This window comes from Algibacter sp. L1A34, from assembly GCF_009796805.1.
Lineage (GTDB): Bacteria > Bacteroidota > Bacteroidia > Flavobacteriales > Flavobacteriaceae > Algibacter.
On sequence record NZ_CP047029.1, the window covers coordinates 594,283 to 608,279 of the forward strand.

General features: G+C 32.8%; 7 protein-coding genes. All 7 read left to right on the forward strand.

The features are described from left to right. Nucleotides 1–190 precede the first annotated feature (190 nt). A complete protein-coding gene (locus tag GQR97_RS02645; protein ID WP_158844931.1) occupies nt 191–1,885 on the forward strand; it encodes a POTRA domain-containing protein in 1,695 nt (564 codons plus the stop codon). A gap of 117 nt (nt 1,886–2,002) precedes the next feature. Further along, complete coding sequence (locus GQR97_RS02650) at nt 2,003–5,257, forward strand: SusC/RagA family TonB-linked outer membrane protein (protein ID WP_158844934.1); 3,255 nt, start codon at nt 2,003–2,005, stop codon at nt 5,255–5,257. A 12-nt stretch (nt 5,258–5,269) separates the two neighbouring features. Beyond that, nucleotides 5,270–6,697, forward strand: coding sequence for a SusD/RagB family nutrient-binding outer membrane lipoprotein (locus tag GQR97_RS02655; RefSeq protein WP_158844937.1), 1,428 nt, complete (start codon nt 5,270–5,272; stop codon nt 6,695–6,697). A gap of 27 nt (nt 6,698–6,724) precedes the next feature. Next, nucleotides 6,725–7,936, forward strand: a complete 1,212-nt coding sequence (locus GQR97_RS02660) for a hypothetical protein (protein ID WP_158844940.1) — start codon at nt 6,725–6,727, stop codon at nt 7,934–7,936. A gap of 540 nt (nt 7,937–8,476) precedes the next feature. Further along, nucleotides 8,477–11,584 (forward strand): SusC/RagA family TonB-linked outer membrane protein, encoded by a 3,108-nt coding sequence (locus GQR97_RS02665; protein WP_158844943.1) that lies wholly within the window; start codon nt 8,477–8,479, stop codon nt 11,582–11,584. A gap of 10 nt (nt 11,585–11,594) precedes the next feature. Continuing rightward, complete coding sequence (locus GQR97_RS02670) at nt 11,595–13,088, forward strand: SusD/RagB family nutrient-binding outer membrane lipoprotein (RefSeq protein WP_158844946.1); 1,494 nt, start codon at nt 11,595–11,597, stop codon at nt 13,086–13,088. 12 nt (nt 13,089–13,100) lie between these two features. Then, nucleotides 13,101–13,994 (forward strand): hypothetical protein, encoded by an 894-nt coding sequence (locus GQR97_RS02675; protein ID WP_158844949.1) that lies wholly within the window; start codon nt 13,101–13,103, stop codon nt 13,992–13,994. The last annotated feature ends 3 nt before the right edge of the window (nt 13,995–13,997 follow it).

Below are 13,997 nucleotides of genomic sequence, written 5' to 3' on the forward strand. Positions count from 1 at the left end.
AAAGAAGCCATCTAGATATTAAATTTGTACTTTTTCCGTTAGATTTACATGGAGATTAAGTTTATAAAATTAAAAAAGAATACAACCATAATAGAAACAGTTTTAGTACATAAACAAGAAACATTTCATTAAAATAAACCTAATAAATTATTTAGGTATTCAACAAAAAACATCAATTCTTTAAATCATTTTGCAAAAAACTTTTATTTCTTTTCTTATTATATTTTTATTCTTTTCTACGGAAGTGCTTTGCCAAACTTTATATTTAAATATTGATGGAGAAAATAAGAATGAAACCCAAGTAATAGATTCTTTAAACTATATAAAAACGCACAAAGATTTTTTTTCGATTAAATCGGAAGTTGAATTTATTCAAAATACACTCTTTAAAAAAGGATATATTGAAAATGAAGTTTCTGAAATTTCAAAAATTAACGATTCTGTCTTTGCTACCTCTATCAATTTAAAAACAAAATTCAATTCGATAAACATCTATTATGATAACGGCTTAATTGAAACATCTATTTTAAATCAAATTTCGAATAAAGTTTTTGATGATTATTTTGAATTACCTTTTCAGCAAGTAGAAAATGCTTTAAATTTTATTAATTCAAAAATAACTAAAGATGGGTTTCCTTTTTCAAAATTAAATCTGTCAAATATTTCAACTAAAAGCAAAACCATATTAAAGGCAGATTTGGTTATTAATTCTTCCGAAGAAAAAAGAACCATTAGTAATATCATTATTAAAGGTTACAAAAAATTTCCTCGCTCCTATTTAAAACACTATTTAAAAATAAAGAAAAATCAGGTTTTCGATTTAAACTCAATAAAAAATAAAACAAAACAGCTTAATGATTTACGTTTTGCTAACCAAATAAAATCGCCTGAGGTTCTGTTTTCAAAAGATTCAACATCATTATATCTATACCTCAAAAAATCTCAAAGTAATAATTTCGACGGTTTTTTAGGTTTTGGAACGAATGAAGACACCAATAACATTGAATTTGATGGCTATTTAAATCTAAGTCTAACAAATAATTTAAATTTTGGAGAATCTTTTCAGTTACTTTATAAGAGCGACGAGAACGATCAAAAAACATTTGACATCAACGCGTCTCTACCTTATTTATTTAAAACACCGATTGGAGTCGATTTTCAATTACGCATTTTTAAACGAGATTCTTCCTTCACTACCGTAAATCAATCTGTAAAACTTCATTATCAAATAAATTCTAAACATAAAATTTACGTTGGTCTAACAAATTTAGAATCCAACAATTTACTATCCTTAAATACCACACCCAACATTGTTGATTATAATACATCCTATTACACCTTGGCTTATGAATACATAAAGCCACAATCGGACAATTTACTCTTTCCCGTGAACAGTAAATTGTATTTTGAAACTGACTTTGGAACTCGAAAGCAAAGTAGTTTATCACAAAAACAAACACAATTTTTTATTGATGCGTCTAAAATTTTTAATTTAAACCATAAAAACAGTTTTTATACACGAATAAACGGGTCGCTACTATCATCTGATGATTATCTCGAAAACGAACTTTCTCGATTTGGAGGTATTAATTCCATTAGAGGTTTTGAAGAAAATAGTCTTTATGCTTCCTTATACGGATTACTTAACACAGAGTACCGTTACCAAGTAAGCAACTCAATCTACATTCACTCAATAACAGATGCTGCATATTTTGAGAACAAAATTTTAAAAACCAAAGAAAAACTGTTTGGATACGGCTTTGGATTTGGTATTTTAACTAAAGCTGGCATTTTTAAATTTAACTATGCAAACGGCAAATTGCAGAATCAAAAATTTAAACTATCCAATTCTAAGATTCACATAAGTTTGACTACAGTTTTTTAGTATTTTTTTGACATATCTATAAAACTGTAATATAATTCTTAATTTTTAACTCTTATTTATTGTTTTATCTGCATATTATGGCCACTTTTGACATTAACTAATTCAAATAACTATAAAATGAAAACAAAGCTTAGTGGAATGCTAACGCTATTACTAGCGTTTGTTGTGCAACTAACGTTTGCACAAGAAAAGACAATTTCAGGAGTAATCTCGGATAATGCTGGCTTACCCTTACCTGGAGCTACTGTCTTAGTAAAAGGAACCTCCTCAGGAACTTCAACAGATTTCGATGGTAAATATTCAATAACAGCTAATCAAGGAGCTACTCTTGTTATTAGTTTTGTTGGATACACCAAAACAGAAATAACTATTGGAGCTTCCAAAATTATTAATGTAACAATGGACGAAGATGCAGCAACTCTAGATGAAGTTGTTGTAACTGCTTTGGGTATTAAAAGAAGTAAAAAATCTTTAGGATACGCAACACAAGAAATTGGAAATGAAGAAATCGCTACTGTAAAGGAAGCAAATGTCCTTAATCAACTTTCTGGTAAAGTTTCAGGTCTTTCTATACAAAGAACGAACAACCTTGGTGGTTCTACCAATGTTGTAATTAGAGGCCAAACTTCGCTAACAGGTTCAAATCAAGCATTATTTGTTATTGATGGCGTGCCAATTTCTAACAGAAACACAAACACAGGAACACAATCTCAAGGATCTACTGGTTACGATTACGGTAATCCTGTATCAGATTTAAACCCTGATGATATTGAGTCTATGAATGTTCTAAAAGGATCTGCTGCGACAGCGTTATATGGTTCTAGAGCATCAAACGGTGTTATAGTAATTAATACTAAAAAAGGTAAAGGATCTAATTCTAAAGATTACTCGGTAACAATATCTTCTAATGTTAGTACTGGAAGTATAGACAAAAGTACTTTTCCCGAATTCCAAACAGGATACGGAGCTGGTTATGGCGGAAACGATTATAATTTCAAATCAGAAGATTTTAATGGAGATGGAACTATTGATAACTTTGCTAACGTAAACGACGATGCTTCTTTTGGACCTAAATTTGATTCTAGCTTATATTTAACTCAATGGGATGCATTATACCCACAATTAACAGATACCTATGGAGTAGCAAGACCTTGGGAAGCCACTAAAAATGGTCCTATTACATTTTTTCAAACTCCTACTTCTTTTACAAACTCAGTTTCTGTAGCTAAAAGATTCGATGCTGGGTCTTTTAGACTATCATACTCTAACTATGACGCTAGCGGCATACTACCAAATAGCTCACAAAACAAAAATACTTTTTCTTTAGCTGCAACTGCTAAATTAACAGAAAAATTAGAAGCTACTGGTTACGCCACTTATATAAACACAGCAACTGTAGGTAGAAACTCGACAGGATATAATGATAATATAGTTGGTTTTATGCGCCAATGGGGACAAAACAATGTAGATTTCAAAAAACAAAAAGACGCATACTTTTTAACACGTGAAAATATTACATGGAATCCTAAGTCTCCTACAAATCTAACACCTATATATTGGGATAACCCATATTGGACACGTTATGAAAACTACCAAAATGATGGTAGAAACAGATTTACAGGTTATGCTGAATTAAAATACGAAATTATAGAAAACCTTAGCATAACAGGTAAAGCCTCTGTAGATCAATATAGCGAAATACAAGAAGAACGAAGAGCTGTTGGATCTGTAGCTACTGCCTTTGGCATTAATGAAGGAAGCGATGGTAGTTATAATAGAAATGATCAAACCTCAGGATACTTAAGAAGAAACATAAACTCAAGAGAAACAAACTTAGATGCATTAATGAACTACTCTAAAGACTTCTCTGATGATTTAAGTTTTAGCGCATTTTTAGGTGGAAATATCAGGAACAGTACTTTAAACATGGTAACAGCCGCAACTAATGGAGGCCTTAAAGTACCCGGTGTATATTCGCTTCAAAATTCAACGGATGCATTACCTAACCCTAAAGAAAGAGACGAAACTATAGAAGTTCAAAGTTTTTTTGCTGGAACAACTTTTGGGTATAAAAACTACCTATTTTTAGAAGGTACAATACGTCGGGATAAAACGTCTACACTGCCTACTGAAAACAACTCATACTACTACCCTGCAGTTTCAGGATCTTATATCTTTTCTCAAAACTTAAACATTCCTTTTATCAAATTTGGTAAATTAAGAGCTAACTGGGCGCAAATTGGAAACGCTACTAGTTTTGATCAAATAAACGACACATACACCAGTTTAACATCTTTTCAAGGAAATGCTGCTGCTGCTGTTAGTAATTCAAAGAAAAATCCAGATTTAAAACCTGAGATTTCAAAATCTTACGAAGTAGGTTTAGAAATGAAGTTTTTAAAAAACGCAAACCTTGGTTTTGATATCGCTTTATATAAAACAAACACTACAGATCAAATTGTACCTGTTTCAGTAAGTGAGAGCACAGGATATGTTAGTAAAATTATAAACGCAGGAGAATTAGAAAATAAAGGTATCGAATTATCTGCCTTCTCTGAATTCGATATTACTAAAGATTTTAAATGGAAGTTGAATGTAAACTGGTCTAAAAACGAAAACACCGTAGTGTCTTTAGCGGATGGATTAGATGAATTATTATTAGGTTCTTTTAACGCACAAGTAGTTGCTAGAATAGGAGAATCTTACGGAGCTTTAAAAGGAAGTGATTATACATATAACGAAAACGGTGAAAAAATAATAGGTGCAAATGGTGTTCCTGTTGCTAGTAGCTCAGATCAGATTATCGGTAACGGTAATCCAGATTGGTTAGCTGGTGTAAGAAATACGTTTTCTTATAAAAACTTAACTTTTAGTTTCTTTATAGATATTAGACATGGTGGAGATATGTTCTCTTTAGATCAACGTTATGGGCAAGCTACGGGAGTTTTAGCTAGCTCAGATTTTATTAACGATTTAGGAAACCCTGTAAGAAACACACTTGCCAATGGTGGTGGATTTATTTATGATGGCGTTTTAGCCGATGGTACACCTAATACCACAAGATTAGACGCTAGTGGTTTCGGTAGCACGGGTTACCAAACACTTCCTTTAAGTGAATTTGTTTACGATGCTTCTTTCGTTAAATTACGAGAGGCTAGTTTATCTTATAATTTCCCTAAAGATGTTGCTTCTAAATTATCATTAGATAACCTATCTGTAACAGTTGTAGGTTCGAACTTATGGATTATCCACAAAAATATACCTGACGCAGATCCTGAAACAGGTTTTGGTGCAGGTAATATTCAAGGTCTTTCATCTGGATCACTGCCTACTACGAAGAATTATGCACTTAATGTTAAACTTCAATTTTAATACATAAGAAAAATGAAAAAAAATATAATAATAGCACTTATAGCTTTAGTCTCACTTTCTTGTACTAAAGATTTAGAAGAGCTTAACGTAAACAAAAAAGATTTTGCAGTAACGACTGATGCATCTCTTTTTACAAGCGCCCAGTACAAGTTATTTAATCAAATGACGGAAACGAGTGTTAATGAGAATATTTTCCGCCTCATTGTTCAAAACTGGACAGAAACCACCTATACAGATGAAGCAAACTATGATTTAAAAACAAGGAATATTGATGAGTATCATTGGGAAACATTATACCGAGATGTTCTAAAAAACTTTAAAGAATCTAAAAGCTTAGTTTCAGGTCTTCCAGATGTGCAAACAAATAAAACAGCAACTATAGAACTTTATGAGATTTACACTTACTACGTTCTAGTAACTTCATTTGGAGATATTCCATACACAGAAGCATTAGATATAGATATTTTAAATCCAGTTTTTGATAAACAAGAAACAATCTTTAATGATTTACTTGTTAGACTTGATGAAAATGTAATTTCAAAATTTATAACCGATGAAGTTGGTTTTTCAACATCTGAAGATATTGTTTATAATGGAGATATATCAGAATGGTTAAAATTCGCAAACTCTTTGAAACTTCAAATGGGTATGTTAATAGCCGATTCCGATCCTGCAAAAGCAGAAACTATAGTTAATGAAGCAATAACTGCTGGTGTTTTCACTTCCGCAGACGATGATATGAAAATTGCTTTTGAAAGTGCAGCACCATACACAAACCCAGTTTATGCAGCATTAGTATTATCTGGACGTGATGATTATGTTCCTACAAACACTATTGTAGACATGATGACAACTTTAAACGATCCCAGAAGAGATGATTATTTTACATTATATAACGGTGTTTACAAAGGAGGTATTTCAGGAGAACTAAACTCATTCAGTCAGTACTCACATGTATCTGATAAAATAGGTCAAGATCCAACATTAGAAGCACCATTAATGACTTATTATGAAGTTGAATTTTTATTAGCAGAAGCTATTGAAAGAGGTTTTATTACAGGAACTGCAGAAACACATTACAACAATGCAATTGCTGCTTCTATCAAATATTGGGGAGGAACTGATGCGGAAGTTGATACTTACTTAGGACAAGGAAGTGTCGCATATAGCAGTGCAGCTGGTAATTACAAAGAAAAAATAGGAACTCAAAAATGGTTAGCACTCTACAATAGAGGTTTCGAATCTTGGACTGAATGGAGACGATTAGATTTTCCATTATTAACAGCACCAGAAGACGCGAAAACGACTAACAACCAACCTCCTTACAGGTTTACGTATCCAACGGTTGAACTTTCTTTAAACGGATCTAATTTAAACGATGCTAGTACAAGTATTGGTGGAGATGAATTAGAAACAAAACTATTTTTTGATAAACTTTAATTAAAAACAGTCATAAAAATATAAATTATGAAAAAACTTAAAATATTTTTTATTTTACCCATATGTGTTCTTTTTTCGTGTAACGAAGACGAAGGGGAAATCAGTTACGCAGATTTAGGCGCTAATATAATTTTAAACACGTCTAGCATAAGTAATCTAGACGAAAACCATACTATGGAATTTTCGATTATTACTGCAGACGATGTAACTGTAACCGATATGGAAGTAGTAATAGGAACAACTACAGTTAATGCTTCTCTTTCTGGAGACACAGCTACCTTTAACTCTTCATTATTTGGGACACTAAACCGCTTTAAAGTAGATGATCCTGAAACAAGTCAAGATGAATCGAAAGAAAAAATTAGCAGTGTTGAAGCCAATACAATTTCTACACTTTCTAACGGAAAGCCTTATTCAAAAGATTTTACTGTAAAAATCAATAAAGCACTTTCTCTAGAAAAAGGGTTAGATGCCATTATCTATAATACTACAGTAGAAGATACTTTAATATTTGAAGCTGCTACAAAATCTGCAATAATAGATAACATATCTTTAGAATGGAAAAAAGGTAAAGAAGGAACCTATGCTCCTACTATGCCTCTTGGATCAGCTTTAAATGTTGATGGTGACGAAATTATTTTTGCTAATTTCACAGACGCATCTTACGGTTACAACCTAGCTGTAAAAGATACCCTTTACTATAGATTTATAGCTACTAGCGGAACTTTAACAGATTCATTAGAAACTTACATGCCAATAATCAGTCAAACGTTTGAAACTAGTAATAAATTAACTTTAAGCTCAGACCTTACTAAAAACAAATTGAATTTAGATACTGCTACTTTTTATACAGACTCTAATACTGATGATGGTGAAATTAAATTCAAAAGCCCAACAGGCTTTGAAAAAGAAGGAACTACAGATATTGATTTTGTGAAAGTTGGAGATTTATCTGGAGAAAGCGATTACTATAATACTGTAGAAAAACTTTATTCTGAAAAAGATTTACTAATAGCAAAAAGATTATACGACGCGGGAACAAAAGCTACAGAAGTTAGCGCCACAGCAAATGGGGATCTTTATATCTATAGAATAACTCGAGTTGTTACAAAAGAAGGAGAACCTGACACAAACGTTACTGAGTATGGTATGATTAAAATTGGTGATGTTCTTACCACTAATGGAGGAACAACCTTAACAGAAATCGATATTGAATTTGGCGAAGCTGAAGTAAAATAACAAACATAAAACTTAATAAGTTATATAAAAGGGACTATCTTTTCAGGTAGTCTCTTTTTTTGTGATAGTTTAAATTATATTCGAAAACAGTTAAAACAAAGATATATCCTACAATAATTTATTGAGAAAAGAATATATTCTAACTCCTAAGCTAAAAGTTTAAGTAAAAAAGACCGATAATATATACTTCAAATAGAAAAATAATATCCCAAAATTTTTAATTCTAATAATAAAAAGATTAATAAAATAGCCGGAAAGATAATTAATGGGTATTAAAAAACTTACACAAACACCCCGTCAATCCTAACTTATAAAAGAAATCTCTCTTATTTAAAATAAATTATGCAAACGGCAAATTGCAGAATTGAAAATTTAAACTATCAAATTCTAAGATTAACATAAGTTTGACTACAATCTTTCAACTAAAACCGTAATTATCATTAAAATTCGCACTCAAAAAGCAAATTTTAACCATTATTTATTGTTTTATTAACTTTTTATTGTGATTTTTGGCATTGACTAATTCAAATAATTATAAAAATGAAAACAAAGTTTAGTGGAATACTAACGCTACTATTAGCGTTTGTTGTGCAACTAACGTTTGCACAAGAAAAGACAATTTCTGGAACAGTATCAGATGATTCTGGTTTACCGTTACCAGGAGCTACAGTCTTAGTTAAAGGTACTTCAACAGGTACTTCAACAGATTTCGATGGAAAATATGCAATTAAAGCAAAACAAGGTGCTACCTTAGTTTTTAGCTTTGTTGGGTATGCTAAGAAAGAAATTGCTGTTGGATCGTCCAAAACAGTTAACGCAACAATGGCAGAAGATGCCGCTGCTTTAGATGAAGTTGTTATTACAGCATTAGGAATTAAAAGAAATGCAAAAGAGCTTTCCTATTCTGTATCAACTTTAAAAAACGAAGACATTACAAAAACAAAAGCTGTCAACGTTGCTACCGCTATGGTTGGGAAAGTTGCAGGTTTACAAATTAACACAACTAATAATGGTGTTAACCCAAGTACTAGAGTTGTATTAAGGGGTAACAGATCTTTATTAGGAAACAATGAAGCACTTGTTGTTATTGATGGTTTTCCATCAGACAGAGGTGTTTTAGACCGTATTAATCCAAACGATATTGAAAGCATTAGTGTTTTAAAAGGAGCGAATTCGGCAGCACTTTATGGATCTGAAGCAACCAATGGTGTTGTTTTAGTGACAACAAAAGGTGGTAAAGGAAAACTAAAAGTGACTTATAATGGATCTTTTCAAGTAGAGAATGCTGCTTACTTACCTGAATTCCAAAATGAATTTGGTGTTGGTGGTTTTCCTGATGGAACTTTATTTCCTTTAGAAAATGTTGCTTGGGGACCTCGTTTTGATGGTCGTTTAGTAGATGCTAGTGAAACCTTAGATAATGGTGAAGTTTGGCAAGTACCTTACACCGCTATCGAAGACAATCATAAAGATTTCTTTAAACAAGGTAGCACTACTAGACATGGTGTAACAGTAAGTGGAGGTGATGAAACTAGCACTTTTTTAATGTCTATTGACCAAACAAATACAACAGGTATTGTACCTAACGACGCTTACAACAGAACAAACTTTAGATTAAAAGGAAGTAAAAAATACAACAAATTAAGTGTTGGTGGTAACTTATCATTCTTTAGATCTCATTCAAATGTTGTTGGTGCAGGTGGACGTCAAGATAGACCATTATACTGGAATATCATAAACACACCATTACACATACCAATTCAAGAATTAAAAAACTGGCAAACTGGTAAATTCACAAGAAACGAAACATCTTACTTTGCATTCTACGAAAACCCTTACTTTATAGTAGATACACAAAGACTAAAAAGCGATATCAATGAATTTAACGTTCTTGCTTTTGCAGATTACGAAATTACAGATTGGTTAACTGCATCTTTAAATGTTGGTTATACAGGATCTAATACAACTACAAAAAGAGAATACGGAGCATTTACATACGCTTTCGAATTAGAAAATACGTATGCAAGAATGGATGAGTATGGCGCGCGTACTGCAGATGCTATGCTAAATACCTCTAGATTGAACACAGATTTCTTATTAAGATTTGATAAAGATCTTTCAGAAAACTTTAATGTTAAGTTTACAACAGGTCAAAATACAAGAATTGAAGATAGCCAGGCGATTGCGGTTGCAGGTAACGATTTAATTATTCCTGATTTTTACAACATCTCTACAATAACAGGTAACATTCAAAGTGGTGATTTCCCTGATTTTGGTTCTGGAAACCAAAGAACTCGTAACTACAGAAGAATGAGTGTTTATGGTGATTTAACTTTAGGCTATAAAGACTATTTATTCTTAACTGGTACTGGTAGAAATGACTGGTCTTCAACTTTACCAAAAGACGGTAACTCATTCTTTTACTATGGTGTTGGTTTATCTTTTGCTGCTACCGATGCATTTGATATTACATCTGATAAAGGGTTAAGCTATTTAAAAGCTGCAGTTAACTTAACAAAAACTGGTAATGATCCAGGACTATATGCAACTCAAGGTACATTCTTTGCTCCAACAGGTTTCCCTTACGGAACTACAGTTGGTTTATCTCAAAGTAGTACAGTACCAAGTCCTTCTTTAAACCCAGAGTTTACAACTTCTTTAGAGGTAGGTTTAGAAACTGGTTTTTTCAAAAACAGACTTACAGCTAACTTTACAGGGTATAAAACAAACTCAACAGATCAAATCGTAAATGCTGATGTATCTTATGCATCTGGTGCATCTAGAGCAACAGTAAACGTAGGAGAAATTGAAAACTTAGGTATAGAAGTAGATTTAAACGGAGTTATTTTAAAGTCTGATAACTTTAAATGGGATGTTGGTTTAACTTGGACAGCAATTAAATCTGAAGTTATTTCTTTAGCTGATGGTGTTGATGAGTTAAGTCTTGGTGGTTTTGATTCTGCTCAAGTTATTGCTAAAGTAGGAGAGCCTTACCCACAATTAAGAACAACAGCTTATTTAAGAGATGATGAAGGAAGAGTTATTGTTGGTGACGATGGAGATCCAATTCAAGATCCAACTAACCAAATTCAAGGTAAAACAACTCCTGATTATATCTTAGGAATGAACACCAACATTAGCTACAAAAACTGGAATTTATATGCGGTTGCAGATTACAGAACTGGACACGTATTTTATAACGCTATTGTAGATGCTATTGAATTTACAGGTTTATCTCAACACAGTGCAACTGCAGGAAGACAAGCTTTCGTTTTCCCTAACTCTTCTTACTCTGATGGTAATGGAGGTTATGTAGCTAACGACAATAGATTAACAAGTGGAGGTGGTAACGCTTTCTGGGATGAGTACGGAGAAATTAAAGAAAACTACGTTTCTGATGCGACTACTTTAAAACTTAGAGAGATTTTATTGTCTTACACTTTCGATGGTGATGTTTTAAAAACTATTGGTGTGGATGATTTATCTATTGGTGTTTTTGGAAGAAACTTAGTGACTTGGAGACCAGCATCAAATGTTACTACAGATCCTGAATTCAACTTTACTACTGGAAATGCAGTTGGTGTAGGTGACCAAAATCAAACAGCTCCTACAAGACAGTTTGGTATGAGTGTAAACTTAACATTCTAAAAAAATAAAAATGAAAAATATAAAAATGAAAAAAGCAATTTTATCCCTTTTTGCACTAGCGATAGTTAGTGTAAGTTGCGATGACTTTTTAGATGTCAACGAAAACCCTAATGACCCGGCAATATCGACACCGAGTTTAACTTTACCTGTTGCTCTTGAAGACTTTGGCGAATTAAACGGTCGTACTATGACTTACTTAGGTAACTCATTAGTAGTTAACTGGGCAACACCATCTAACTGGTCTGCAAACTCTATATATAGCAGATACAACTTCAGTGCTGATGATTTTTCAAATATTTTTGAAACGTCTTATGGAACAATTTTCAAAAACCTTACATATATTGAAAATTACGAAGATCCTTCTGGTGCAGTTGATTATTCTAACTATAAAGCAATTTCTAAAATTGTAAAAGGTTTTCAATATCAATTATTAGTTGATTTATATGGAGATATTCCTTACACAGAAGCTAACTTTAGAGGAGACAATGCAACTCCTGCTTATGATGATGCTGAAACTATTTACAAAAGTGTAATTGAAGATTTAGGAGCAGCTGTAGCTTTAATTAACAGCACTGACACAGCAGAAGACCCTGGAACACAAGATATTATATTTGAAGGCCACATGGATTACTGGGTTGAATTTGCTAACAGCATTAGATTAAGAATGCTTGTAAGAATGAGCAACACAGGTCAAGATGCTTATATTGCTACTCAAATAGCTGATATAAATGCTAATGGTGGTGGCTACATACATGCTACTGCGGGTGTTAACCCTGGCTACACAGCAAATGAAGATCAACAAAGTCCTTTCTACGATTATTTTGTACAACCAAATGGTGCTGAACAAAACAGAAAAGATTTTACGGTTGCTTCAGATTATACTCTTGCTTTTTTAACAAACGCAAATGACCCTAGACTTGAAAGACTTTATGAAGAAGCTGCTAATGGTGGTTATAAAGGAGCAGAACAGTCTACTATCTTACCTGGTGTAGGATTTACATCTGCTGATTTATCAAAAGTGGGACCTGGCCTTTTAGTAAGTGCAGATCAAGATCAAATTGTAATGTCTGAAGCTGAAGCTTTATTTGTACAAGCAGAAGCTACTGTAAGAGGATACTTACCAGGTGGAGATGCTGCTGCTCAAGCTTTATATGAAGCTGCTATTGAAGCATCATTTGTACAATTAGGCGTAGAAGATGCTGCTGCAGAAGCTGCTACTTATTACGATCAAGATATTATCAACGTGAGTTGGGATAATTCAACTGACAAAATTCAAGCTATCATGACTCAAAAATGGATAGCATTAAACGGAACGTCTTCTATAGAGTCTTGGATTGATTTAACAAGAACAGGTTTCCCTGCTAACTTACCTATTCCTGCAGAGTCTGATGGTGTTAGACCAGTAAGATTATTATATCCATCTTCAGAATATGCTAGAAACGTCAACAACGTACCTACACAAGCTGCAGGAGATGTATTTACTAACGCTCCATTTTGGAAATAAAAAAATATAAAAATGAAAAACATTAAATTTATCAGGACATTTTTCGTCCTAGCTTTGGGGAGTCTTATCACCCTAAGTTCTTGTGATGCGTTATTAGACGACACAAAAACTGATTTTGGACAAGGTCCAATATTGGCTCAATTTGAAAATACAACAGATGAACTAAATATTATTTTAGATCCAGCTGTAACATCAATAGATTATATGATTCCAATTACCTTTTTTGGAGGAAAAAATGTTCCTTTAGATAGAGATGTAACTGTAACCATTGCAACAAGTCCTGATTCGCAAGCGCAAGAAGGTGTTGAGTTTGAGTTAGGTGAAACTACATTTACAATTCCTGCAGGTCAAAAAACTGCAAATGCAGCAATTATTGTATTAACGGGTAACCTTGTACCTTTTGATTTTAAGGACATTGTTCTAGAAATTGTTGAATCATCAGAAGCTGTATCAGATGTTAATTCAATTGCTTTAACATTAAAAGCGCTTCCTGAAACTACTTTAGCAGGAACTTACGATGTTGAAATTGGACAGTATTGGAACTCAGGAAGTCGCCAAGGTGACTTCGGAGGTACCGTTTCTATCCAAGCAGTTTCTCCAGATTTATACAAGCATGTTGGAATTGGGTTTTGGCCAGATGACAATGATTTTTACTTTACAGTAGATCCTGACACCAATGTTATCACTGTTTTAGATGTTGATCTTGCTGGAGAACCAACATTATTAAACGGATCTCCAATTATGACTTGTGCTAAAAGTGTATTTGAAATGATTATATGTGATGATACCACAAATAAGCAAACACTTATGTCTGATGGAAGTCATATTGTAGAATTAACTACAGGGTATGATAGAGGAACAGGTGCAACTAGAGAATTCTTAGAAAAACTAGTGAGACAAAACTAATTT